The sequence below is a fragment of the Microbacterium sp. 8M genome, assembly GCF_902506375.1.
GTDB lineage: Bacteria > Actinomycetota > Actinomycetes > Actinomycetales > Microbacteriaceae > Microbacterium.
Window position 1 is genome coordinate 137553 of record NZ_LR733284.1, and the last position, 24159, is coordinate 161711.

Sequence of the window (24159 nt, forward strand, 5' to 3'; positions counted from 1 at the left end):
CGCCCGCGGCCGGCGGCGCACCCTCTTCGGCCGCTGCGACAGGGTCACGGTGCGGACAGGCCCACGCGCTTGTAGAGCAGCTCCATGGCGAACGGGATGCCGCCGTCGAGGGCGCCGGTGACGTGCTCCGCGCCGGGAACGACGTGATACGTGGTCGAGAAGCCGGCGTCCTCCGCGAGCTTGGCGTTGCGCTGCACCCCAGGGATGAAGCCCGTGTCCTGCTCGCCGACCGTGAAGACCGCGAGATGGCCGGCGAAGGCGCCCGGATGCGCCGCGATGCCCGCCGCCGGCATGTTGGCCTCGAACGCCGATTCGTCTCCGCCGTAGAGCGTCTTGATGGCGTCGGCGCGCCACTCCACGCCCGGGTACTCGTCGGGTGAGATGCCGATGACGTTGCCCCAGATGTCCGGATGCTGCGTCGCCCAGGTGAAGGCGCAGGCCCCGCCGTTGGAGTAGCCCATGATCGTCCAGTCGGCGTGATCGAGGGTGATGTTCAGGTTCTTCACTGCGTACGCGGGCACGTCGGTGTTGAAGTATCCCGGGACGTCCCCGTACTTCGTGCTCTTCACGCAGGTCGGATCCGGCCCGCCGACCTGGTCTCCGCCGTACCCGAGCTGGTCTGCGACGATCACGATCGGGGCGAGGCCCTTGTTCCTGGCCGCAAGCGCGTCGAGCGCCTTGGCGATGAACGTGGGATCCGGAGAGCCGGTGTAGCCCATCATCATGACCACGAACGGAAGACGCGGCGGGTCCGGCACGAGTGCGGCCGGGGGCAGGTAGATCGCCGCATCGCGGGGCGCGAATCCGCCCGTGGACGGGATCGCGTAGGCGCCGCTCAGACGCTTGACCTCGCCTTTGGCGGGCATGCCCGCCGGCGGCGTCCAGGTCCTGTAGAGCGGGCCGCTCGTGGTCTCGGTGGGGGCGGGCTTCGGAAGCGTATCGATCCGGTCCTCCGCGGACACGCCGAGGAGAGAGCCGACGGTGGTGTTGATGCCGAAGGCGGCGTTGATCCCGAGGATCGTCGACAGCAGCGCGAGGATCACCAGGAGGGCCGCCACGACCTTGCGCCAGACGCCGCGCTCCCACAGCGAGACGATCGCGAGCAGGATCGTCGCGAAGCCCGCGGGCGCCCAGAACCCGACCGCGAACGGCAGGGCGGCGCCGAAGAGCTTCGATCCGTTGATCCACAGCACCAGCCCCGCACCCAGACCGATGCCGAGGGCGAGCGCGATCACGATGCGCCACAACCAGGCCGGCGTGGGGCGCCGGATCAGCAGCACGATGATGCCGACCGCCGTCAGGCCCCAGATCGCGAACGGCACCGGACCGTCGATGACGTTCAGTGCGAAGAACCAGCTCATCGAAGGCTCCTGACCGTGGGATGCCGGGCGGCACAGCTGCGACTATAGCCCCCGGCCCCGGGCGGCCTCCTGCCGCCCGGTGTGCTCAGCCCTGGCCGCTCAGTTCTGCGCGGGCTGCCGCGTGTAGACGCCGCGCACCAGCGGCGCGAGCGCGGCGTCCGCGGGCACGGCGGTGTCCAGCTCGACCGCCAGCCGGTCGCCGTCGGCGCGCAGCCGCATCACCGTGCGGCCCCGGTCGGAGCGGCGCTCCAGCACCAGGTTCTCGTCGGCCCACTCCGCGGATCCGGGGGCGGCCGGCGTGAAGCCGTAGGTGTCGAACCACCAGAAGCCGGTGCCGGCGACCACACCGTGCGCCACGAGGGGCGCTCCCTCGGCGCCGTCGCGGGACTCGACGTAGTCCAGGAGGATCCCGCCCGGCCCCGGCTCGACGCTGAGGGCACCGCGGGCAGTGCCCGCCTCGGTCCATGCCGTGGGGAACAGCTCCTCCGTCCCCGTCCAGTCTCCGAGCAGTGTCATGAGCCGAGGATCCGGTGCCATGCCCTCGAGCCTACGGGGTGGCGGTGCTCGTTGCCAGGGAGCAAAGATCCGCGTTTCTTTGCGCGTAAGATCGCGAAAAGCCGAGGGATCCGCGCGAACCGGCTCAGTACTCTGAGCAGGTTGTCCCCGGGGCGAGGCCGCCCCGGTCGTGCAGTGCGCACAGGCCCGTCATCGCCGACGGGCACGGAGGAGGTAGGAATGGCAGTCATCGGCATCGTCCGCGAACCCGAGGGCGAGGCGCGCGTCGCAGCGACCCCGGCGACCGTCGGGTCGCTGCGGAAGCTCGGCCACGAGGTGGTCGTGGAACGCGGTGCAGGATCGGCGGCGTCGTACCCCGACGACGCCTATGCGGACGCCGGAGCGACCCTCGTCGACCGCGCGCAGGCGTGGGGCGGGGAGGTCGTGCTGGCGATCACCGCGCCCGGCCCCGAGGAGATCGCGCTGCTCGCCGATGGAGCGACGATCATCGCGCTGCTGTCGCCGGCCCTGCGTCCCGACCTCGTGGAGTCGCTGGCGCAGCGGGGGATCACCGCGCTCGCGCTCGACGCGGTGCCGCGCATCTCGCGCGCCCAGTCGATGGACGTGCTGAGCTCGATGGCCAACATCGCCGGCTACCGCGCCGTGGTGGAGGCCGCGCACGAGTTCGGCCGGTTCTTCACCGGCCAGGTGACCGCGGCGGGCAAGGTGCCCCCGGCCAAGGTCCTCGTGGCGGGTGCCGGCGTCGCGGGTCTCGCCGCGATCGGCGCGGCCTCGAGCCTGGGCGCGATCGTGCGCGCGACGGATCCGCGCCCCGAGGTCGCCGACCAGGTCACCTCGATCGGTGGCGAGTACCTGCCCGTCGACGTGGCGGTGGAGAAGTCCACGGACGGCTACGCCAAGGCGACGAGCGAGGCGTACGACCGCCGGGCCGCCGAGATCTACACGGAGCAGGCGGCCGACGTCGACATCATCATCACCACGGCGCTGATCCCCGGCCGTGCGGCGCCGCGGCTCATCACCGCCTCCGACGTCGCCCGGATGAAGCCCGGCAGCGTGATCGTCGACATGGCCGCCGGCCAGGGCGGCAACGTCGAGGGATCCGTCGCCGGCGAGCGCGTCGTGACCGACAACGGCGTGATCATCCTCGGCTACACCGACCTCGCCTCGCGCCTGGCCGCCCAGGCCTCGCAGCTGTACGGCACGAACGTGGCGAACCTCGTGACGCTGCTCACGCCCGGCAAGGACGGGGTGCTCACGATCGACTTCGATGACGTGGTGCAGCGCTCGGTGACGGTCGTGCGCGACGGCGCGGTGACCTGGCCGCCGCCGCCCGTGCAGGTGGCTGCGGCGCCCGCGAAGGCCCCGGTGGCCTCCGGTCGACAGGCTCAGGGACCGGAGGGGGAGGCGCCCGCGAAGAAGGGCCTCTCGGCGGGACGCAAGGCGCTGCTGATCGTGCTCGGCATCGCGGCGCTGTTCGCGGTGAACGCGTTCGCACCCGCACCGCTGCCGCAGCACTTCACGGTGCTGACGCTGTCGGTGGTGATCGGCTTCTACGTGATCGGCAAGGTGCACCACGCGCTGCACACCCCGCTCATGTCGGTGACCAACGCGATCTCCGGTGTCATCGTCGTCGGGGCGATGCTGCAGATCACAGATCCGAATCCCGTCGTGCAGGTGATCGCCGCGGTCGCGGTGCTGCTCGCATCCATCAACATCTTCGGAGGGTTCGCGGTCACCCGCCGCATGCTCGCCATGTTCACGAAGGGCGGCCAGAAGTGACCGTCGGAGCCGTCTCCACCGCCGCGTACATCGTCGCGGCCCTGCTGTTCATCCTCAGCCTCGCCGGTCTCAGCAAGCACGAGACCGCGCGCTCCGGGGTGATCTTCGGCATCTCCGGCATGGCGATCGCCCTGCTCGCCACGGTCTCGCTGACCGTGGCGAAGGCCTGGTCCACGGGCGCCGTGATCGGACTCGTGCTCCTGCTCGTCGCCGTGCTCGTCGGCGCCGGCATCGGGCTGTGGCGCGCGCGGGTCGTCGAGATGACCGGGATGCCCGAGCTCATCGCCCTGCTGCACAGCTTCGTCGGCCTCGCCGCCGTGCTGGTCGGCTGGAACGGCCACCTCGCGCACGCGGACATCGCCCCGGCGCTGGTCGGGATCCACAACGCCGAGGTCTTCATCGGGATCTTCATCGGCGGGGTGACCTTCACCGGATCCATCGTCGCCTTCCTCAAGCTGTCGGCGCGGATCTCCTCCAAGCCGCTCATGCTGCCGGGCAAGAACGCGCTGAACATTCTCGCGCTGGTCGCGTTCCTGGTGCTCACGGTGTGGTTCGTGATCGACCAGCAGCTGTGGCTGCTCATCGCGATCACCGTGCTGTCCTTCGCGCTGGGGTGGCACCTGGTCGCCTCGATCGGCGGCGGCGACATGCCCGTGGTCGTCTCGATGCTGAACAGCTACTCCGGCTGGGCCGCGGCCGCGGCGGGCTTCCTGTTGAACAACGACCTGCTCATCGTCACCGGTGCGCTCGTCGGATCCAGCGGTGCCTACCTCTCGTACATCATGTGCAAGGCGATGAACCGGTCGTTCCTGTCCGTCATCGCCGGCGGCTTCGGGATCGTGGCCTCGTCGTCCTCCGACGAGGAACAGGGCGAGTACCGCGAGATCACCGCGGAGAGCGCGGCGGAGATGCTCACCGGTGCGAAGAGCGTCGTGATCACGCCCGGCTACGGCATGGCGGTCGCGCACGCGCAGTACCCCGTCGCCGACCTGGTGCGTCGCCTGCGCGAGCGCGGCGTCGAGGTGCGCTTCGGCATCCACCCGGTGGCGGGACGCCTGCCCGGCCACATGAACGTGCTGCTGGCGGAGGCCAAGGTGCCGTACGACATCGTGCTGAGCATGGAGGAGATCAATGACGACCTCGCGTCGACCTCGGTGGTGCTCGTGATCGGCGCCAACGACACGGTCAACCCCGCTGCGGCGGAGGATCCGGGCAGCCCCATCGCGGGCATGCCGGTGCTGAGGGTGTGGGAGGCCGAGAACGTGATCGTGTTCAAGCGCTCCATGGCGGCCGGCTATGCGGGCGTGCAGAACCCGCTGTTCTTCCGCGAGAACGCGCAGATGCTGTTCGGCGACGCCAAGCAGCGCGTGGAGGACATCATCGCGGCGCTCTGACCCGGGAGCGGTCGAGGCGACGCGCGGCAAGACGATTGCGGATCCGGCCCGGAGGGCGTACGAACGAACCACGGAGTCCGTCGGACGAAGTCGTGTTCCGGGGGGACCGCACTCGAAGGAGAGGACACGAGCATGAGCGAGTTCGCCGCATCCGCCGATGAGCCGTCGATCTACGGGGAGGAGGACGTCGGCGACGGCAAGCGCATCGTTCAGATCGCCTCCGTCGCGGCGCTCGGCGGCCTGCTCTTCGGCTACGACAGCGCCGTGATCAACGGCGCGGTCGCGTCGATCAAGACCGCGTTCGGCGTCAATGACGCCCTGCTCGGCTTCGCGGTGGCTTCCGCTCTGCTGGGCGCCGCGGTCGGAGCCATGACCGCCGGGCGCCTCGCCGACCGGATCGGTCGGGTGCGGGTCATGCAGATCGCCGCGCTGCTCTTCCTCATCAGCGCCGTGGTGACCGGCCTCGCTCCGGAGCTGTGGACGCTGGTCATCTTCCGCGTGGTCGGCGGCGTCGCGATCGGCATGGCCTCGGTGATCGCGCCGGCGTACATCGCCGAGACCTCGCCGGCCCGGATCCGCGGCCGGCTCGGATCGCTGCAGCAGATGGCGATCGTCACCGGCATCTTCCTGTCGCTGCTGGTCGACTGGCTGCTCGCGACGGCGGCCGGCGGGGCCGACAAGACCTTCTGGTTCGGCCTGCCGGCCTGGCGCTGGATGTTCCTCGCCATGGCGGTGCCGTCGATCCTCTACGGCGTGCTGTCGGCGACCATCCCGGAATCGCCCCGCTACCTCATCGCGAAGCACCGGATCCCCGAGGCGCGTAAGGTGCTGACGATCCTGCTCGGTGAGAAGAACCTCGAGGTCACGATCGGCCGGATCCACGAGAGCATCGACCACGACGTCAAGCCGAGCTGGCGCGACATGCGCAAGCCGGGCGGCGGGGTCTACGCGATCGTCTGGGTGGGCCTGCTGCTGTCGGTGTTCCAGCAAGGCGTCGGCATCAACGTGATCTTCTACTACTCGAACATCCTCTGGGAGGCGGTCGGCTTCAAGGAGAGCGCGTCGTTCGGCATCAGCGTGTTCACCTCGGTCGTGAACATCGCCACCACCATCGCGGCGATCCTGCTCGTCGACCGGGTCGGCCGCAAGCCGCTGCTGATGATCGGATCCTCGGGCATGATCGTCACGCTGGCCACCATGGCTGTGTGCTTCGGCACGGCGCCGCTGACGCCGCAGGGCGACCCGCATCTCGTCGGCGCCGCCGGGCCGATCGCGCTCGTGGCGGCCAACCTGTTCGTGGTGTTCTTCGGGATGAGCTGGGGCCCGGTGGTCTGGGTGCTGCTCGGCGAGATGTTCCCGAACCGGTTCCGTGCGGCCGCGCTGTCGCTGGCCGCGGCCGGACAGTGGGCGGCGAACTGGGTGATCACCGTCACGTTCCCACCGCTGAAGAGCCTTTCCCTGGGTCTGGCCTACAGCCTGTACGCGGCGTTCGCGCTGCTGTCGCTGCTGTTCGTGGCGAAGTTCGTGAAGGAGACCAAGGGCATGTCGCTCGAGGAGATGGACGCGGCGACCGGCGTGGTCCCGCTGCACCACAAGGACGGCGCGGCCGGAGCCGTGGCCGGGGAGTGACCGACGGTTCCGACCGCCGTGCGCGGCGCCCGGAACCGTCGACGGCGCCAGCCAGACCGCGGAGCTGCGGGGGCGGCCCCGGCGCGACCGGCGGCCCGAGGAACGCCGCGAGGTGGCCGCCGCCGGACGCTCATTCCCCCGCGTGCCGGGCGACGATGGCCGCTGCTGCACCGGTCGGCACACCGCCGTAGAGGAACCCGCGGACCGGGCCGATGCGCGTCGCGACGAAGGCGTCGGCCACCGTCGCGGGAGCGTGGCGCAGCAGCAGCGACCCCTGCAGCGCCACGGCGAGCGACTCGGTGAGCCGGCGCGCCCCCGCCTGCGCCTCCGCGGACGCGGGATCCCGCTGCACGTCGTGGAGCAGGCGCACGGCGTCGTCGACGTGGGCGTCGAACCGGGCGTCGGCGCCGACGGCGAGGCGCACCTCGGCGAGGAACGCGTCGGCTGTCTCCGGCTCGCGGGCGATCGCGCGCAGCACGTCCAGCGCGATGACGTTGCCGGATCCCTCCCACACCGCCATCACCGGCTGCTCCCGGTAGCGGCGGGCGAGCGGGAACGCCTCGGTGTAGCCGTTGCCGCCGAGGCACTCGAGCGCCTCGTACGCGTGGCCGGGCCCGCGCTTGCAGATCCAGTACTTCAGCACGGCGGTGGCCAGGCGCCGGAACGGCTCGTCCGTCGCGTCGGCATCGGCCTCGTCAGCCGCCGCCACCCGCAGCGATGCGGTGATGGCGGCCTCGGTCTCGATGGCGAGGTCGGCGAGCACCTCCGTCATCGCGGGCTGCTCCACGAGCCGGGCGCCGAACGCGGCGCGATGCTGCGCGTGCCAGATCGCCTCCGCCGTCGCCTGCCGCATGCCCGCGGCGGTGCCGAGCATGCAGTCCAGCCGAGTCTGGTTCACCATCTCGATGATCGTGCGCACGCCCCGGCCCTCGTCGCCCACGAGCCAGCCCGCCGTGCCGTCGAACTCGACCTCGCTCGAGGCGTTCGCGCGGTTGCCGAGCTTGTCCTTGAGGCGCTGGATGAGGAACGGGTTGCGGGATCCGTCCGGCAGCACGCGCGGCACGAGGAAGCAGCTGAGCCCGCCGGGCGCCTGTGCGAGCACGAGGAAGCCGTCCGACATCGGGGCGGAGCAGAACCACTTGTGCCCGGTGAGGATCCAGGATCCGTCGCCCGCCGGGACGGCGGCGGTGCTGTTCGCGCGCACGTCGGATCCGCCCTGCTTCTCGGTCATCGCCATCCCGAACAGGGCCGAGGTCTTGCCGGGTGAGAGGTCGGGGGAGTAGTCGCGGGAGAGCAGCCGCGGGATCCACAGCTCGCGCAGATCGGCGGGCGCGAACTGCTGCAACGCCGGGACGACCGCGTGGGTCATCGACACCGGACAGGCGTGGCCGGGCTCCACCTGGGCGAACAGCAGGAACTGCGCAGCACGCGCCACCTGCGCGCCGGGGCGCGGGGCGGCCCAGGCGGCGGTGTGGGCTCCGGCGGCGACCGCGGCGCCGATCACCCGGTGATAGGAGGGGTGGTACTCGACCTCGTCGATGCGCCGGCCCCAGCGATCGAACGCGGTGAGCACCGGCTCGTGCGTATTTGCGAGCTCGGCGTCGCGCTGGAACCCCGCAGACCCGACGAGCCGTCCGGTCGCGGCGAGCTCGGGCTCGGCCCAGGTGGCGCCGTGACGCCGCACCGCCGCGACGAGGGGCGCATCCAGAGCGAACTCATCGACGTCCACGCGCGGCGGAGCCTGGTTCGTGATGGTGTGCGTGGCCATGGGATCCCCTTCGATCACGGTCCGTTCCGACGCTACGCCATCGCAGACGGCGGACGACGGCGCTGTCAAGACCCTGGGCCCGCCGTGCCGCACGAGGTGACATGGGAGTCCGGCGCCGCACCGGGCGCCGCGAAGGAGGAAGAGATGAGCGAGCAGGGCAACCCGACGGATCCGGACGAGGAGACGCAGCGGACGACCGGCTCGGGCGATCCGAACGACGACCGGGCGTATCTGCAGGACGAGCCGCCGGCGCAGGCCGAGGAGCGCCACCCGACCGCGGTCGAGGAGGATGAGGATCCGATCGCGCATGATGCGGAGGCGGCGCAGGAGGGAGGGGCGTGATGGCCATCCACCCGAATCCTCTCGCCGTGCAGGAGCACCTCTCCGGAGTGGCCTACCCGGCGTCGCGGGACGACCTGGTCGCCGCGGCGAAGGACCGCGGCGCCGCCGATGTGATCGTCGATGCGCTCGCCGGCCTGCCGGATCGGCGCTACGAAGGGCCGGTCGAGGTCATCGAGGAGCTGTTCGGCGACCGCTGACCGGTCGTACCGGTTCAGCGGTCGCCGAGCGCGGCGCGCCACTCGTCGCGGAGCAGACCCATCCGCACGATGTCCTCGTAATGTCCGCGCACCCAGGCGTGCTCGCGCTGGCGCCCTTCCACGACGAAGCCGGCCTTCTCGTACACCCGGATCGCCCCGGCGTTCGAGGCGATCACCTCGAGGTGCAGGCGGCGCAGGTTGGCGCGGACGAACCCGAACTCGACGATCTGCCGGATCGCCTCCGAGCCGATGCCCCGGCCGCGTGCCGGTGCGGCGAGTGCGATGCCGACCTCCGCCGTGGCGGTGAACCCGTCGATGTCGAAGAGACTCACGGTGCCGACCGCCTCGCCGTCGACGTCGACCACGAAGCTGAGGTTCCCGTTCGGGTCGGCGTCGTACTCGGCGACCCGCGCCTCCCAGCCCTTCCGGGTCATCGCCGCGGGGCGGAGCGGACTGCGCTGCTCCCAGGTCTCGAGTTCGGCGGCGAGCGCGTAGAGCGCGTCGTAGTCCGCGTCGGTGCGTGGGCGCAGCGTCACCGCGGGGTGCTGGATCATGAGCTACACGCTACCCAGGGGTGCCGACAGCGTGCGTGCCGGGCTCGGATCCTCGTGGGTCTTGTCAATCCCGGGGTCGCGGCATAGCCTGCCGACGAAAGACCGGATCCGGGTCGGCCGCGGCCGATCGACGCCGTTCTGCTCCGGATCCGCCATCGCGAAGGAGGACGGGATGGGGCGTGACGAGGACGCCGACGAGGTCGACGAGCAGCAGGACGCGCTCGACGAGGACATGACGGACGTGGACGAGGAGGGCCGCCCGCTGCCGCCGCCGGACGTGGAGACGACCCTCGGCTTCGAGGGCTCGATCGAAGGGCTCTGACGGAGCCCGGATCGGAACGCACGGAGCGCACGGCGTCGCGATGCTCGAGGGTCACACGTCGAGGACGGAGCGCTCCCACGGGATCGTGTGGTTGTAGAGGTGGTTGTTGCGGGTGTCCTTCATGGCGCCGCGCAGGAACAGCGGGAGCAGGGCGTCGCGCAGGAGCACGGCGAGCTTCGAGGAGGTGACCGTCTTCTGCCGGCTGATCGCGCGGGAGTATGCGACGACGTCCTCCGCCCGGCGCTGGCGGAGGTCCTGATACCGGGCGAACGCCTGCCCGTGGTCGGGGAGATCGCGCAGACAGAGGGCGAGCGTCTCCGCGTCCTCGAGGGCGAGTGAGGCGCCCTGGCCGGCGCTCGGCGAGGTCGCGTGCACGGCGTCGCCCATGGCGACCACCCGGCCGCGATGCCAGCGCGGCACGTGCGGGAGCTCATAGATGCCGTAGGCGCCGACCGTCCCGGTCACGTTGTCGAGGATCTGCGGCACCGGGTAGGGATCGTCGGCGTGCAGCGCGCGCAGTTCCCGGATCCACGTCTCGCTCGGCACCGCCCGCAGCTCGTCGCGGTCCTGCTCCGCACGCGCCGGGTTCGCGAACCAGAACACTGTGCCGTCCTCGCGCACGAGGTAGCCGAAGAAGCCGCGGGATCCGAAGATCATGTGCTGCGTGAGCGGGGTCGGCGCGAGTCCCTCCACGCGGGCGAACCCGCCGATGCTGAGCAGCCCGCTGTACGTCGGCTCCGGTGCGTCGGGATCGATCCACCGGCGCGTCGGGGAGCCGACGCCGTCGCAGCCGATGAGGATGTCCCCCGTTGCGCGAGTGCCGTCGGCGAAATGCGCGGTGACGCCGTCGGCGGTCTCCTCGATGCGCTCGAGTCGCGCGCCCCAGGTGAGGGGGATGCCCTCCCGTTCGGTCGCCTCGCGCAGCACGCTGTTCAGCCACTCGCGGCGCACCACGACGCTGCCGCGCTCGGGCTCGCCGGCGGGGCCGTTCGGCACGGTGCCCAGGATGCGGCCGCGGCCGCTGCGCATCCGCATGTACGGCGCGAGGTGGCCGTCTTCGAGCAGGCGCTCCTTGAGCCCGAGGGTGTCGAGCACGGCAAGGCCGTTGGTGGCGACGTTGAGGAAGAGGCCGCCGAAGGCATCGGGGTGAGGGCGTGCTTCGAAGATCTCCGCCTCCCAGCCCGCGCGTCGCAGGAAGAGGGCGACGGCGGGTCCGGCGACTCCGCCGCCGATGATGAGCGCCTTGGGCATCGGATCGGCCTTTCGATAGTCTGGAAGAGAACAGAGAGTCTCGATTGAAGAGTCTCTCTATTTTGGAGAGATTAGCAGATGCCCGAAGAATCCGCACGCCGTGCCGCCGCCATCGCCCGGCAGACCGAGGCGATGCAGGAGTTCATGGCGCGCGCCGTGCTCTTCCAGGACGCGGTCGCCCGGTCCGTCGGCCTCAACGGCACCGACCTGCAGGCGGTCGGCCTGCTGCTGAACAGCGGCCCCGCGACGCCCGGCGAGCTCGCGGCGAGGACCGGGCTCACGGCCGGAGGGGCGGTCACGGCCATGATCGACCGGCTCGAGCGCGCCGGCTACGTGCACCGCAGTCGTGACGAGCACGATCGCCGTCGTGTGCTGGTCACCGCGGATCCGGATCCGATCCTCGCCGGCGTCGGCCCCGTCTACGGCCGGGTCGCCGAGCGATGGAACGCCTACCTCGACACCCTGAGCGATGAGCAGATCGAGTTCGCCGCGGAACTCCTCACGCGCGCGGCCGAGGTGAATCGCGAGGAGATCGAGCGGCTCCGCGCCGATACCCGCGGCTGAGGCGCCCGGGCGTCGAGGCGCGCCTCAGAGGATGCGCCCCTCGTGCAGCGTGACGCGCAGGTCGGCGTCGTGGATGAGGGCGGCGTCGTGCGAGACGCACACGACAGCGGCGCCGGCTTCCGCCTCCTCGCGGATCGCTGCGCGGATCCGGTCGGCGCTCTCGCGGTCGAGGGCTGTGGTGGGCTCGTCGAGCAGCAGCAGGTCGGCGTGCCGCGCGAGTCCCTGGGCCAGGAGGGCGCGCTGGCGCTGACCGCCGGACAGTGATCCGAAAGGGCGGTCGGCGATCTCCGCGAGGTCCATCCGTGCGAGAGCGAGGCGCACGGCATCCTTCGCTGCGGACGGGGTGCTCCGCGGAGGACGCCGGCGCCCCCAGGTGCCGACCGAGACGACGTCGTGCACCGTCACCGGCAGCCGGTCGGGCAGCCGCGTGCGCTGCGGGACGAAGCCGACCGTGCGGGCATGCACCTCGCGCACGCCCGCCGTCGGGCGCCGCACGCCGGCGAGCACCTCGAGCAGTGTGGTCTTGCCGGCGCCGTTCGGCCCGACGAGCGCCGTGATCCGGCCGGCGGGGATGTCCACGTCCGCGTCGACGAGGGCGCGGGCGCCAGGGAAGAGCACCGTGACGCCCCGGAGTCGCGCGATCCGGAGGCTCTCGCCCCGGTGGGAGTGGGCGACGTGTTCGGAGGGCATGTCACCAGCTTACGAGTTTGAGAATCATTCTCAATAACGTTACGGTCGAGGATCATGACCGACTTCTCCTCCCTGATCTCCGAGGGGCTCCTGGCGCCGCTGGCAGCGGAGTTCTTCCAGCGGGCGCTGCTCGGCGGCGCGCTGGTCGCCGTGCTCTGCGGCGTGGTCGGGACGTGGGTCGTGATCCGCGGGATGGCGTTTCTCGGCGAGGCCCTCGGGCACGGGATGCTGCCCGGGGTGGCCTTCGCCACCGTGACCGGTACCCCCGTGCTGATCGGCGGGGCCGTCAGCGCCGTGGCCATGAGCATCGGCGTGAGCGCGCTCCAGCGCCGCGGCCGGCTCTCCTACGACACCAGCATCGGTCTGCTCTTCGTGGCCATGCTCGCACTGGGAGTGATCATCGTGTCCCGCTCCGGGACGTTCGCCACCGATGTCTCGTCGATCCTGTTCGGCGAGATCCTGGCCATCCGCGCGATTGACCTCGTGGTGCTGAGCGCGGCCGTCGCGATCGGCATCCTCGTCGCCGTCGTCGCGCACCGCCCGCTCGTCGCTCTCGCGATCGATCCGCGCGTCGCCGAGACGCTCGGGCTGCGTCCGCGGATCGCACACGCAGTCCTCGTCGGCATGGTCACCCTGGCCGTCGTCGCGTCCTACCAGGCGGTGGGATCCCTGCTCGTCGTCGCGCTGCTGCTGGCTCCGGCGGTCGCCGCGGAGCGCTGGACCACGCGCATCCCGACTCGGATGCTGCTCGCCGCCGCCATCGGCATCGCCGCGGTCGTCGTCGGCCTGTTCGTCTCCTGGCACGCCGCCACCGCGGCCGGAGCGACCGTCGCCGCGGCAGCGGTCGCGCTCGCCGGGCTGTCCTGGCTCGGGCACCGGCGCCGCCGCGCGGCGAGCACGGCCTCGGCGCCCGGCCCCCGCGCCGTTCCGGAACCCCTCGCCCTGCCCTGAGCCCGCTCCACCGACGTCGTCCCTCTTCACGAAAGGCCCCCGTGCGCTCTCGTCCGATCCCTCTCTCCGTCATCGCCCTGTGCTGCCTGCTCGTGGCCGGCTGCAGCGCCGCGCCCCGAAGCGGCGGCCCGACGACCGCGCCGCAGAGCGCGTCCGAAGGCGCCGGCCACGGCGTGCGAGCCGATGCCGCCGAGGAGGCAGAACCGCAGCTCGCGCTCACCGGCATCGGCGCCTCGGGGCTGGTCACCCACCTCGATCTCCTCGACGGCAGCACCCGCGAGCTCGGCCGGATCGGCGCGCCCGCCTCGATGCACACGGACGGACGCTACCTGTTCGTCGGCACCGATCGCGGCCTGGAGATCGTCGACAGCGGGGTGTGGACGTGGGATCACGGCGACCACTTCCACTACTACCGCGGCGCATCGCGGATCCTCGATCCCGTCCCGGGGCGAGGACCCGTCTCGGTCGCGACCACCACGCAGTCGACCTCGGGATCGACGGGCGTGTTCTTCGCGGCCTCGGGCGATGCGGTGCTGCTCGACACCGGGGCGCTCTCCCGGGGCGAGGTGAAAGAGCGCTTCCGGCTCCGGACCGAGCCGCACGCCGGGATGGTCGTGCCCGCCGGCGACTTCGCGCTCGTGACCGAGGCGGACGGCGGATCGCCGGTGCGGGTCTCGGTCTACACGCACGAGGGCGAGCCGACCGGCGAGAGCGCGGCCTGCGCCGACGCCTCGGGCAGCATCACGACGCGGGTCGGCGCCGTGATCGGCTGCCGGGACGGCGCGCTGCTGGCGACCGTCGCCGACGGGGTGCTGTCGCTCGAGCGCATCCCGTACCCGGCGGGGACCGCGGCGCCGCCCGCGACGGGCTTCGCGAACCGCGAGGGACGTCCGGTGGTCGCCGCACTCGCAGGGCCGGAGGCGGTGTGGCTGCTCGACACCCGGGCGCGCACCTGGACCCTGGTACCCTCGCCGACACCGCTCGTCGCGGTCACGGCCGTCGACGACGAGCGCGGCCACCTGCTCGCCCTCGCCCGCGACGGCCGGATGCTGGTGCTCGACCCTGCGGGCGGCGCGCCGCGGGCGGTGACCGATCCGCTCGTGTCCGCGCCGGCCGAGGGGGGAGCACCGGCGCTCATCGCCGATCAGCAGCGGGCCTACGTGGGCGGCGCCGGGATGACGCGCCTGTACGAGATCGACTTCGCGGACGGCGCTCGCATCGCCCGCACCTTCGACGGCGCCGAGCCTCTGGCCTTCGTCGCCGAGACGGGACGATGACATGATCCGCATCCGCTCGCTCATGGCACTCGTGGCCGCCGGCCTCGCGCTCTCGCTGCTCGGCTGTGCGCCCGCTGCGAGCGCGGACCGACCCCTCGTGGTCGTGTCGACCAACATCCTCGGGGACGTCGTCTCGGAGATCGTCGGCGACCAGGCTGAGGTGCTGACCCTGATGAAGCCCGACGCCGATCCCCACTCCTTCGAGATCTCGGCGCGGGAAGCCGCGCGCCTGCGCGCCGCCGACCTCGTGATCTCGAACGGGCTCGGGCTCGAGGAGGGCCTGCAGCGCCACCTCGACGAGGCCGGTGCGGCGGGCGTGCGCCACGTCGTCGCGAGCGATGCCGTGGACGTCCTGCCGTACAAGGCCGGGGACGCATCGGGTGCACCGGATCCTCATTTCTGGACGGATCCGGGCCGCATGATCGATGTCGTCGATGCGCTCGAGCCGATCCTGGCCGAGATCCCCGGTGTCGATCGATCCCGACTGCACGAGGAGACGGAGGCGTACCGCTCCGAGCTGCAGGCGCTGGATGCGCAGATGACCGCCGCCTTCGCGCGGATCCCGGCGGCTCAGCGCGCCCTCGTCACCAACCATCACGTGTTCGGCTACCTCGCCGACCGGTACGGCTTCCGGGTGGTCGGAACGGCGATCCCCGGCGGCACGACGCTGGCCGCCCCGTCGTCGTCGGATCTGGCCGACCTGGTCGCCGCCATCGAACAGACCGGAGTGCGCACGATCTTCGCGGAGTCCTCATCGCCCGACCAGCTCGTGCGCGCGCTCGCCGAAGAGGCCGACATCGACGTCGCCGTGGTCGAGCTCTTCACCGAGTCGCTCACCGGGCCGCGCGGCGCCGCGCCCGACTACCTGACCATGATGCGCGTCAACACCGAGCGCATCGCCCGCGGGCTCTCGCCCTGAGGCCACGCGGAATCCGAGAAGAAGAAAGAGGAAGCACATGCACAGATCTCCGTCCCGCCGGATCGCGATCGCGGCGCTCGCCGTCGGCGCGGCCATCGCGATCACAGGATGCTCGTCACCCGGCGCCGTCTCCGGCGCTGCTGGCGCCACGACCGCGCCCGCCGCGGGCGACGGGCGGATCGCCGTCTCATACCAGGGCGGGATCCGGGTGCTGGATGCCACGACGCTCAGGTCCGTCGCCGAGTTCGACTCCGAGGACTTCACGCGACTCAACCCTGCGGGCGATGACCGCCACGTGATGGTGACCATGAGCAAGGGCTTCCAGGTGCTCGACACCGCTGCCGGGAGCGGGAGCGAGCCACGGCTCACCGACCTCGTGTTCCCGGCCGCGAAGCCGGGGCACGTCGTGCATCACGGCGGCCGGACCATCCTCTACGCGGACGGCACGAGCGACACGACGGTCTTCGAGACGGCCGCGTTGTCGAAGGCGGATGCGGACCTGCCCGAGACGCAGGTCACGCGCGGCGTCGCGGCGCACCACGGTGTGTCCGTCGTGCTGAAGGACGGCACCTTCCTGACCACGGTCGGCAACGCCCAGGGCCGCACGGGCATCACGGTCACGGATCCGAACGGCCGCGTGATCGCGGGCAGCGACCAGTGCCCCGGCGTGCACGGCGAGGGCACCGCGAAGGACGAGGCCGTCGTCTTCGGGTGCGAGAACGGCGCGCTGATCTACAAGGACGGTGCGATCACGAAGCTCGACGCCCCCACCCAGCCCTACGGCCGGATGGGGAACGCGTACGTGAGCGAGACGAGTCCGCTCGTGGTCGGCGACTACAAGGCCGACCAGGACGCCGAGGGGTACCTTCTCGGTGCCGTCACGGTCATAGACACGCAGGCCAAGACGCTCAAGGTCGTCGACATGCCTGCGGGGGCGCGGTACACCTTCCGCGACGTGGCGCGCGGACCGGGTGACCTCGCGTACATCCTCGCGACCGACGGCGCGGTGCACGTGTTCGACCCGTCGTCCGGCACGTTCACCGGATCCTTCCCCGTGATCGCCGCCTGGGAGGGGCCGGCCCAGTGGCAGGACCCGCATCCGCTGATCGCCATCTCGGGGAACACGGCCTACGTCACCGAGCCGGCCGCGAAGCGGCTCCACTCCGTCGATCTGAGCACGGGCAAGGTCACCGCGACGGGCGAGCTGGGCGTCGCCCCGGTCGAGCTCGCGATCGCCGCGGGCTGAGGCCTCGTCCCGCCCTGGCGCGAAGCGAACACGAAGAAGGGCCGCACCCGCTCACGCGGCTGCGGCCCTTCTCCTCAGTGGATCGAGACGGCGCTCAGTGGAACAGGTCGAGCTTGCCGAACTTCTCCGCGAGCAGGTAGTAGACCGTGATGCGGCTCTTGGTGCGGTCCGCCTTCATCGTCTCCTTGACCTCGTCGAGCGCGGCGTCGAGCGCCTCGTCCGACTCGGTGAGGCCGAGCTTGTTCTTGAGGAAATTGGTCTTGACGGTCTCGAGCTCTTCCGCGTCCGAGAACGCGACATACGCCGAGTCCTGGCTGCCCATCACGAGCCGGTAGGTCTTGAGCAGACCCTCGATCGCGGCTTCGTCAGCGTCGGGACGGTAGATCTTGACGTCAGCGGCCCAGTCGGCCATAGGGAACTCCTTCGCTCCGGCTCGGCTCGTATGCCTCGCTCGCGAGTGATCCTAGACGCCGGAAACGAACGGGAACAGACGTCATAGCGAACTGACAGGCTCGTTTCCCGATCTCGCTGTTCGTCGTGACGGTCGGACGGATCTCGAGCACACCCGGAGCCGTCCGACCGTCACGATCACGGCCGGCGCATCTCAGAGCGCGGCGCGCAGTCCCTCGACGAGGGGCGTCGTCGGGCGGCCCAGCAGGCGCGACAGCGTTCCGTCGGTCTCGGCGAGTGCTCCGTCGCGGATGTTCGCGTCGAGCTCCGTCACGAAACCGATCGTGCCCTCGTCGAGCCCGGCGCCTGCGAGAGCCTCGGCCTGCTCCTCGCGGCTGAGCGACGTGTACTGCACGGGGCGCCCGACGACCTCCGATGCGGCGGCGGCGAGCTCGTCGTAGTTCCAGGCGACATCGCCGGCCAGTTCGTGGACCTGGCCGATATGGCCGTCCTCGGTGAGGACGATGGCGGCGGCTTCGGCGTAGTCGGCGCGGCTCGCGGAGGCGACGCGGCCCTCGCCCGCGCCCGTCGCGATGACCCCGGTCTCCTTCGCTCGCGCGACGTCGGCCAGGTAGTTCTCGGTGTACCAGTTGTTCCGCAGAATCACCGCGGGCACGCCCGAGGCAGTGATGGCCTCCTCGGTCGCCTTGTGCTCCGGTGCGAGGACGAGGTCGCTCGTGGTGGCCTTCGGGGCGCTCGTGTAGACGAGCTTGGCGACGCCGGCGACACGTGCGGCGTCGATGACGGCCTGGTGCTGCGCAGCGCGCTTGCCGAACTCGTTGCCGGAGATGAGCAGCACCGCGTCGGCGCCGTCGACGGCTGCGGCGACCGTCTCGGGGGCGTTGTAGTCGAGGGGGACGACCTGCACGCCGCGCTCCGCGAGATCGGCGGCCTTGGCGATATCGCGCGCACCGGCACGGATCGTGGAGGGCGCGACGCCGCGGGCGAGCAGGCTGTCGATGACGAGGCGGCCGAGCTGGCCGGTTGCACCGGTGATGAGGATGGTCATCAGGGTCCTTTCTCAGGGGGTTCGCCCGTGACAACGCGCACGCCATCGCTCACCTTCCTTCCAGGAGGTACCCACTTTCAGGTAAGGTACCTACATGGTGGTGAGTTTCGCGCAGATCCGCGCATCCGAGGATCGACTGTTCGACGAAGGATGCGGCACGCGCGTCGTGCTCGATCACGTCATGAGCAAGTGGGGCGTGCTCGTGCTCTCCGCCCTCTCCGACGGCACCCTGCGCTGGGGCGAACTGCGACGGCAGGTCGACGGCATCAGCGAGAAGATGCTCGCCTCGACCCTGCGCACCCTCGCCGCCGACGGCCTCGTGCACCGGGAGTCGTTCCCGAGTGTGCCGCCCCACGTCGAGTACAGCCTGACCCCGCTGGGCCGCGACCTCATGGAGCGGATGCTCCCGCTCGTCGCCTGGGTCGCCGACCACGCCGAGGAGATGGTCGGGCGCCCGTAGGGCGGAGCGAACGGCGGTTCCCGCGACCCGCTTCACGGCAGTGCGCTGACTGTCGTACGTGATGGGTGCTCGCGGCACGAGTCTGGCCCGCCGAAGGCGAGCGCTCAGACGTCGACTCCGGAGCTGCGATCGCCCGTCGGATCCGACACTGCCGAGATCGAACAAGGGCCCCCGCCTGCGGCGGAGACCCTTGCTGGATGGAGGGGCTGACGGGAATCGAACCCGCGCTGTCTGCTTGGGAAGCAGAAGTTCTGCCATTGAACTACAGCCCCGTGCGTCATCGACGCCTGGCCAGCATAACAAACGCGCACGGCAACGACGCCCCGCTCCCGAGCGCTCCCCTCGTGTTCGCCCCCTCCAGGCGACTTCGCCCCCTCGCAGCGACGCGCGTGCGAGGGGGCGAAGATGCTGCGAGGGGGCGAACGTGCGGCGCGGGGGACCGAGAGCCGAGCCGGATCCCGGCACGCCGTCATCGATGGCGGGTTTTCCGTAGTCATCCTCGCGGCTTCCCCGAGTCATCCTCCAGACGGATGCGATGCGCCACAGGCGCCGCATAGCGTCGAAGGCATGATCACCGCAGAGGGCCTCAGCAAGAGATACGGACCCAAGACCGCCGTCGACGACGTGTCCTTCACCGTGCGTCCGGGCACGGTCACGGGCTTCCTCGGCCCGAACGGCGCCGGCAAGTCGACCACGATGCGCATGATCGTGGGTCTCGACCGCCCGAGCGCAGGCCGGGTGACCGTGAACGGCCAGGAGTACCGCGGGCTGCGTGCGCCGCTCACCGAGGTCGGCGTGCTGCTCGACGCGAAGGCCGTGCACACGGGCCGCACCGCCCGCAACCACCTGCGCGCGATGGCGGCGACCCATGGGATCCCCGCGTCCCGCGTGGACGAGGTCATCGAGATCACCGGAATCGGATCGGTCGCCCGCAAGCGCGCGGGCGGCTTCTCCCTCGGCATGGGGCAGCGGCTCGGCATCGCGGCGGCGCTGCTGGGCGACCCGCACACGCTCATCCTCGACGAGCCGGTCAACGGCCTCGACCCGGAGGGCGTGCTCTGGGTGCGCAACTTCGTGCGGCATGCGGCCTCCGAGGGGCGCACGGTGCTGCTGTCGAGCCACCTCATGAGCGAGATGGCGCAGACGGCCGACCACATCATCGTGCTCGGCCGCGGCCGGGTGCTCGCCGACGCGCCGCTGTCGCAGCTTGTGGAGCAGAGGACGACCGCCCAGGTGCGGGTGCGCAGCCCGCGCGCCCTCGAGCTCGGCGAGCTGCTCGTCGCCGCCGGCGCCGTGGTCAACGGATCCGGCCACGACACGATCGAGGTCACCGGCCCCGAGGCATGGTGGATCGGCGATCTCGCCGCCGAGCGCGGCATCGCACTGCACGAGCTGACCCCCACCAGCGGCTCGCTCGAGGACGCCTACCTCGCCCTCACCGGCGACGCCGTCGAGTACCGCACCCGCGCCGTGCCGGAAGCCGGCGCCCCGATCCCGGAGCTGGTCGCATGAGCGCCCTCGCCCCCGCCGCACCCGCTCTTGCGAGTAGCTACCGGCTGTCCCTGCCGCGCACGCTGCGCAGCGAATGGATCAAGCTGACCACGCTGCGCTCCACGTGGTGGTCGATCGCCATCACCGCCGCGCTGACGATCGGCATCGGCGTGCTCATCGCGTTCGCCCTCACTTCGTCGGGTGAAGCGCCGCGCGGCCTGAACGGCATCATGGCGGTGGTCTCGCCGATCCAGTTCACGGCGCTGCTGGCCGGGATCCTGGGTGCGATCGCGGTCACCGGCGAGTACTCCACGGGCATGATCCGCTCCACGCTCACCGCCGATCCGCGGCGCGGCCGGGTGCTGGTGGCCAAGGCCGTCGTGCTCGCCGTCTTCCTGTTCCTCGCCTCGCTGGTCATGTTCGTGATCTCGGCCGTGCTCGTCTCGGCGATCCTCGGCGGGCACGGGCAGGGGCTGGAGTGGGGACAGCCGGACAAGGTGATCCTGCCTGTTCTCTCGGCCGCGGTCACGATGTCGGTGTGCGCGCTGATCGGCGTCTCGTTCGGATTCCTGCTGCGTTCGGGCGCCGGAGCGATCGCGGCCACGGTGGGACTGCTGTTCGTGCTTCCGATCATGTCGACGTTCTTCGCGTTCGCCGGCGAGTCGTGGAAGTGGGTCCTCGACGCCGCGAACTACTTGCCGCTGTCGGCCGCACAGAACGCCATCCTGCCGAGCGACACCGCTCCGCTCTCCGTGGGCGCCGCCTTCCTCACGCTCGCCGCATGGGTCGTCGCAGGACTGCTCGGATCCTGGGTGGTGCTGCGCTTGCGCGACGCCTGATCCGCACCGCCGCCGGATTCGCCCTCTTCGCGCTGCGCGAAGAGGGCGTCTCTGTGTCCGGACCCGGGTCGCCGCGGCGCAATAGGCGATCTTCCTCGTGTTTTCAAGGGGGCTGCGGGAACTCGCCAGGGGGTTGTGGGTCGCCAGGACCGGGAGAAGTCTGGTGTCAATGGTCTGCCTGCGACGGTGCAGGCCACCAAGGCAAGGGAGGGAATCATGCAAGGCACTCTCGGTTCGGTCGACTGGGTGTCGATCGGCTTGAAGGTTCTCATCGCCATCGTGATCCTGCTGATCACCTGGCTGCTCGCACGGATCGTCCGCTGGCTGTTCGCGAAACTCGTCGGCCGGCTCGCCTTCCTCCGCAGACAGGGTGCGGATGGCGTGCAGATCGGCGACTCCATCGGGAAGATCGCATCCCTGATCATCTGGCTCCTCGGCCTGATCGCCGTCCTGCAGGTGTTCTCGCTGGATCAGGTGCTCGCACCGCTGCAGGCCGCGGTGGACGGCGTGCTCGGCGCACTCCCGAACATCATCGGCGCCGGCGTGGTGTTCTTCATCGGCTACGTGCTCGCCAAGATCGCGCGTCAGCTCGTGGTGACCGCGCTCGGCACGGTCGACTTCTCCGCGCTCGGGCGCCGGGTGAACAGGTCCGCGGACACCGCGACCGGCACCGCCGCCGCTGACGCGACCGCATCGGCCGCGCGTCAAGGCCCGAAGCTGGTCCCGCTGATCGGCAACCTGGTGTTCGCGGTCATCATCATCGTCGTGTCGATCTCCGCGCTGCAGATCCTCGGGATCGCGGCGATCTCCCGCCCGGCCGAGCAGATGCTGTCGATGTTCCTCGCCGCGCTTCCGTCGATCATCGCCGCTGCGGTCCTACTGGCGATCGGCTGGGTCATCGCGCGCTTCCTCGGGCAGCTCATCGAGGAGCTGCTGCACGGTGCCGGCACGGATCGAGCGCTCGCCGACGTCGGCGTCGTCCCGGACGGCGCGAGCGCGTCGACGATCATCACCCGCATCGCGCAGACCGCCATCATGGTCTTCTTCGCGATCATGGCGACGCGGCTGCTCGGGTTCCCCGAGATCACCCATCTCCTCGACCAGGTGCTCGTCGTCGCCGGCCGCGTGGTCTTCGGCGGCGCCGTGATCGCGGCCGGGTTCCTCATCGCGTCGATCCTCGGACGGATGCTCGGCACCGGCACCCTGTCGAAGGTGCTGCGCTACACCACCATCGTGCTGTTCGCCGCGATGGGCCTGAAGGCCATGGGGATCGCCGACTCGATCATCAACCTCGCCTTCGGTGCGGTGGTGGTCGGGGCCGGCCTCGCCGCCGCTCTCGCCTTCGGCCTCGGCGGGCGGGAGGCGGCAAGCCGCACTCTGAACCGTCTCGCCGACAGCGCCGAGAATGCGCCGGCCGCCGCAGCGCCCGCCTCCCGCCGCCCCGCTCCGGCCACGAGCACCGGATCCACCGATGCCGGCGGCACCACCGGATCCACTGATGCCGGCGGATCCACCGGATCGGCGGAACCGAGCGGCCCGGCGGTCTGATCCGCACACCGTCGCCCGTCCTTCGGCGTCCCGCGCCCCGGCCCGTCGGTCGAGGCGCGGGACGCCGGCGCGCGGCGTCACCGCGTCGTCACGGGCTCGTCACCGGCCGACCCGCCGGATCCGCACCGGCTACGCTGAGATCGTGCTGCTGAGCGACAGAGACATCAGGGCGGGGCTGGACGCGGGGCGGATCGGGCTGGATCCGCTCGAGCCCAGCATGATCCAGCCGTCGAGCATCGACGTGCGACTCGACCGCTACTTCCGGCTGTTCGACAACCACAAGTACCCGTTCATCGATCCTGCCAAGGACCAGCCCGAGCTGACCCGCCTCATCGAGGTCGATCCGGACGAGCCGTTCGTGCTGCACCCCGGAGAGTTCGCGCTGGGCGCCACATTCGAACAGGTGACGCTGCCCGACGACATCGCCGCCCGCCTCGAGGGCAAGTCGTCGCTCGGCCGCCTGGGCCTCATCACGCACTCCACGGCCGGCTTCATCGACCCCGGATTCACCGGGCACGTCACCCTCGAGCTCGCGAACGTCGCGACGCTGCCGATCAAGCTGTGGCCGGGCATGAAGATCGGTCAGCTGTGCTTCTTCCGCCTGTCGTCGCCGGCGGAGAATCCGTACGGATCCGGCCCGTACGGCAACCGCTACCAGGGTCAGCGGGGCCCGACCGCCTCGCGGTCGTTCCAGAACTTCCACCGCACCGACGTCGGCGTCACCGACGCGGGATCCACCGGGGGCTGACGTGGCGGGCGACGAGAAGGATCCGATCGCGGGCGGCGAGCCGGCGAAGGAGACTTCTGCGCCGCCGCCCCCGGGGGCCCGCTCGGTCGATGAGCCTCCGGCGCCCGCGGTGCCCGCCGATCCGACGACGCAGCCGCCTGCGGGCGATACCGAGCTGGCGCCCGCACCGGTCGAGAGCGAGGGGCTCGCCGACATCCTCGCCGACCCCGAGATCGCCCCGGCCGAGGAGAGCGCCGCGCTCGCGGACCTGCTGGCGACGCCCGAGGAGGCCGCGCCCGCCGAGGAGACCCCCGGCCTCGCCGCGATCCTCGCCGACCCGGATCCGGCCCTGTTCGGCGAGCCGGCGAACGAGCCCGAGACGGATGCGGCGGCAGGTGACGCGGTGCCGACGGGTGACGGCGCGCCCGCGCCGACGGCCGGGGCCGCGCCGACGGCCGGGGCCGTGCCGGCGGCCGAGCCTCCCGCGCCGGCCGCGCCCGGTGCCGTGCCGCCCGCGGCCGGTGCCGCGCCACCCGCGGCCGCCCAGGCTCCCGGCGTCGGATCCGCGTCCCCGGCGTCCCCGACGGCATCATCGACCGGGCTGGCGGCGCTTCCCGCGCTGCCGCCCGAGCGGCCAGGCCCTCCGCCGGTGCCGCAGCGGGGCGGAGGCGGCTATGGCGGGCTGGTGGCGCTGGTGTTCCTCTTCCTCGCGGCGCTGCTCGTCGGCGCGATCGTGCTGATCGCCGTGCTCGTGGGGAACGGCGCCTGGCCGTTCCCCGCCGCCGACGCCGCCCTTCCGCCCGTGGCGCCCCTGCTCTGAGGACCGCAGCGACCGCTGCCCGGCGGCGATCCCGACGATCGGCGGGGTGACGCCT

At 71.3% G+C, this 24159-nt stretch carries 25 protein-coding genes and 1 tRNA gene; 17 read left to right on the plus strand and 9 right to left on the minus strand.

Annotated features, from left to right (window positions below; genetic code table 11):
- Positions 1–44: 44 nt before the first annotated feature.
- Positions 45–1361: an alpha/beta hydrolase gene (locus tag AERO9AM_RS00645; RefSeq protein WP_159574417.1), complete on the minus strand. Its 1317-nt coding sequence runs from the start codon at positions 1359–1361 to the stop codon at positions 45–47.
- Positions 1362–1460: 99 nt separating this feature from the next.
- Positions 1461–1898: a hypothetical protein gene (locus AERO9AM_RS00650; protein ID WP_159574418.1), complete on the minus strand. Its 438-nt coding sequence runs from the start codon at positions 1896–1898 to the stop codon at positions 1461–1463.
- A 198-nt stretch (positions 1899–2096) separates the two neighbouring features.
- Between AERO9AM_RS00650 and AERO9AM_RS00655 the strand changes: the two genes are divergently transcribed.
- The 3 genes from AERO9AM_RS00655 to AERO9AM_RS00665 all read left to right on the plus strand — a co-directional run bounded on the left by AERO9AM_RS00655 (position 2097) and on the right by AERO9AM_RS00665 (position 6679).
- Positions 2097–3656 carry a Re/Si-specific NAD(P)(+) transhydrogenase subunit alpha gene (locus AERO9AM_RS00655; RefSeq protein WP_159574419.1) on the plus strand — a complete coding sequence of 520 codons (1560 nt, stop codon included), beginning with the start codon at positions 2097–2099 and terminating at the stop codon, positions 3654–3656.
- The gene (pntB, locus tag AERO9AM_RS00660) at positions 3653–5050 is read left to right on the plus strand and encodes a Re/Si-specific NAD(P)(+) transhydrogenase subunit beta (RefSeq protein WP_159574420.1); all 1398 of its coding nucleotides are present in this window, start codon (positions 3653–3655) and stop codon (positions 5048–5050) included. Before AERO9AM_RS00655 ends, pntB begins: the two co-directional genes overlap by 4 nt.
- Before the next feature lie 132 nt (positions 5051–5182).
- Positions 5183–6679: a sugar porter family MFS transporter gene (locus AERO9AM_RS00665; protein ID WP_159574421.1), complete on the plus strand. Its 1497-nt coding sequence runs from the start codon at positions 5183–5185 to the stop codon at positions 6677–6679.
- A 130-nt stretch (positions 6680–6809) separates the two neighbouring features.
- Here the strand turns inward: AERO9AM_RS00665 and AERO9AM_RS00670 are convergent, their stop codons facing one another.
- On the minus strand, positions 6810–8447 hold the full coding sequence (locus AERO9AM_RS00670; protein ID WP_159574422.1) for an acyl-CoA dehydrogenase family protein: 1638 nt from the start codon (positions 8445–8447) through the stop codon (positions 6810–6812).
- 144 nt (positions 8448–8591) lie between these two features.
- Here AERO9AM_RS00670 and AERO9AM_RS00675 point away from each other — a divergent pair, with 144 nt between their 5' ends.
- On the plus strand, positions 8592–8789 hold the full coding sequence (locus AERO9AM_RS00675; RefSeq protein ID WP_159574423.1) for a hypothetical protein: 198 nt from the start codon (positions 8592–8594) through the stop codon (positions 8787–8789).
- Positions 8789–8986, plus strand: a complete 198-nt coding sequence (locus AERO9AM_RS00680; protein ID WP_159574424.1) for a DUF2795 domain-containing protein — start codon at positions 8789–8791, stop codon at positions 8984–8986. Before AERO9AM_RS00675 ends, AERO9AM_RS00680 begins: the two co-directional genes overlap by 1 nt.
- 14 nt (positions 8987–9000) lie before the next feature.
- Here the strand turns inward: AERO9AM_RS00680 and AERO9AM_RS00685 are convergent, their stop codons facing one another.
- Positions 9001–9540 (minus strand): GNAT family N-acetyltransferase, encoded by a 540-nt coding sequence (locus AERO9AM_RS00685; RefSeq protein ID WP_159574425.1) that lies wholly within the window; start codon positions 9538–9540, stop codon positions 9001–9003.
- Between the two features lie 172 nt (positions 9541–9712).
- On the opposite strand from AERO9AM_RS00685, the gene AERO9AM_RS00690 reads away from it, so the two are divergent.
- Positions 9713–9862 carry a hypothetical protein gene (locus AERO9AM_RS00690; RefSeq protein ID WP_159574426.1) on the plus strand — a complete coding sequence of 50 codons (150 nt, stop codon included), beginning with the start codon at positions 9713–9715 and terminating at the stop codon, positions 9860–9862.
- A gap of 51 nt (positions 9863–9913) precedes the next feature.
- On the opposite strand, the gene AERO9AM_RS00695 is transcribed toward AERO9AM_RS00690, so the two are convergent.
- Positions 9914–11113 (minus strand): FAD-dependent oxidoreductase, encoded by a 1200-nt coding sequence (locus AERO9AM_RS00695; protein WP_159574427.1) that lies wholly within the window; start codon positions 11111–11113, stop codon positions 9914–9916.
- A 78-nt stretch (positions 11114–11191) separates the two neighbouring features.
- On the opposite strand from AERO9AM_RS00695, the gene AERO9AM_RS00700 reads away from it, so the two are divergent.
- Positions 11192–11677 carry a MarR family winged helix-turn-helix transcriptional regulator gene (locus tag AERO9AM_RS00700; RefSeq protein ID WP_159574428.1) on the plus strand — a complete coding sequence of 162 codons (486 nt, stop codon included), beginning with the start codon at positions 11192–11194 and terminating at the stop codon, positions 11675–11677.
- Positions 11678–11701: 24 nt separating this feature from the next.
- Here AERO9AM_RS00700 and aztA read toward each other — a convergent pair whose 3' ends face one another.
- Positions 11702–12367, minus strand: a complete 666-nt coding sequence (gene aztA, locus AERO9AM_RS00705; protein ID WP_159574429.1) for a zinc ABC transporter ATP-binding protein AztA — start codon at positions 12365–12367, stop codon at positions 11702–11704.
- A 54-nt stretch (positions 12368–12421) separates the two neighbouring features.
- Here aztA and aztB point away from each other — a divergent pair, with 54 nt between their 5' ends.
- From aztB to aztD, 4 genes are read left to right on the plus strand one after another with little or no spacing between them, the layout of a single operon-like run.
- On the plus strand, positions 12422–13318 hold the full coding sequence (aztB, locus tag AERO9AM_RS00710) for a zinc ABC transporter permease AztB (protein ID WP_159574430.1): 897 nt from the start codon (positions 12422–12424) through the stop codon (positions 13316–13318).
- Positions 13319–13359: 41 nt separating this feature from the next.
- Entirely contained in the window at positions 13360–14595 is a 1236-nt protein-coding gene (locus AERO9AM_RS00715) for an ABC transporter (RefSeq protein WP_159574431.1), read from the plus strand.
- A 1-nt stretch (position 14596) separates the two neighbouring features.
- Positions 14597–15514 carry a zinc ABC transporter substrate-binding protein AztC gene (gene aztC, locus AERO9AM_RS00720; RefSeq protein ID WP_159574432.1) on the plus strand — a complete coding sequence of 306 codons (918 nt, stop codon included), beginning with the start codon at positions 14597–14599 and terminating at the stop codon, positions 15512–15514.
- 37 nt (positions 15515–15551) lie between these two features.
- Positions 15552–16760, plus strand: a complete 1209-nt coding sequence (gene aztD, locus AERO9AM_RS00725) for a zinc metallochaperone AztD (protein ID WP_159574433.1) — start codon at positions 15552–15554, stop codon at positions 16758–16760.
- A gap of 94 nt (positions 16761–16854) precedes the next feature.
- Here the strand turns inward: aztD and AERO9AM_RS00730 are convergent, their stop codons facing one another.
- Positions 16855–17172: a DUF2853 family protein gene (locus AERO9AM_RS00730; RefSeq protein ID WP_159574434.1), complete on the minus strand. Its 318-nt coding sequence runs from the start codon at positions 17170–17172 to the stop codon at positions 16855–16857.
- A 192-nt stretch (positions 17173–17364) separates the two neighbouring features.
- A complete protein-coding gene (locus AERO9AM_RS00735; protein ID WP_159574435.1) occupies positions 17365–18219 on the minus strand; it encodes an SDR family oxidoreductase in 855 nt (284 codons plus the stop codon).
- A 94-nt stretch (positions 18220–18313) separates the two neighbouring features.
- Between AERO9AM_RS00735 and AERO9AM_RS00740 the strand changes: the two genes are divergently transcribed.
- Positions 18314–18679 (plus strand): winged helix-turn-helix transcriptional regulator, encoded by a 366-nt coding sequence (locus AERO9AM_RS00740; protein WP_159574436.1) that lies wholly within the window; start codon positions 18314–18316, stop codon positions 18677–18679.
- Between the two features lie 198 nt (positions 18680–18877).
- Here the strand turns inward: AERO9AM_RS00740 and AERO9AM_RS00745 are convergent.
- Positions 18878–18951: transfer RNA gene (locus tag AERO9AM_RS00745), tRNA-Gly, on the minus strand.
- A 295-nt stretch (positions 18952–19246) separates the two neighbouring features.
- On the opposite strand from AERO9AM_RS00745, the gene AERO9AM_RS00750 reads away from it, so the two are divergent.
- From AERO9AM_RS00750 to AERO9AM_RS00770, 5 genes are all read left to right on the plus strand, one after another.
- Positions 19247–20191, plus strand: coding sequence for an ABC transporter ATP-binding protein (locus tag AERO9AM_RS00750; protein ID WP_159574437.1), 945 nt, complete (start codon positions 19247–19249; stop codon positions 20189–20191).
- Positions 20188–21009 carry an ABC transporter permease gene (locus AERO9AM_RS00755; protein ID WP_159574438.1) on the plus strand — a complete coding sequence of 274 codons (822 nt, stop codon included), beginning with the start codon at positions 20188–20190 and terminating at the stop codon, positions 21007–21009. Before AERO9AM_RS00750 ends, AERO9AM_RS00755 begins: the two co-directional genes overlap by 4 nt.
- A 216-nt stretch (positions 21010–21225) precedes the next feature.
- Entirely contained in the window at positions 21226–22557 is a 1332-nt protein-coding gene (locus tag AERO9AM_RS00760; RefSeq protein WP_159574439.1) for a mechanosensitive ion channel, read from the plus strand.
- Positions 22558–22699: 142 nt separating this feature from the next.
- Positions 22700–23305, plus strand: a complete 606-nt coding sequence (gene dcd / locus AERO9AM_RS00765; RefSeq protein ID WP_159574440.1) for a dCTP deaminase — start codon at positions 22700–22702, stop codon at positions 23303–23305.
- Position 23306: 1 nt separating this feature from the next.
- Positions 23307–24104 (plus strand): hypothetical protein, encoded by a 798-nt coding sequence (locus tag AERO9AM_RS00770; RefSeq protein WP_159574441.1) that lies wholly within the window; start codon positions 23307–23309, stop codon positions 24102–24104.
- The last annotated feature ends 55 nt before the right edge of the window (positions 24105–24159 follow it).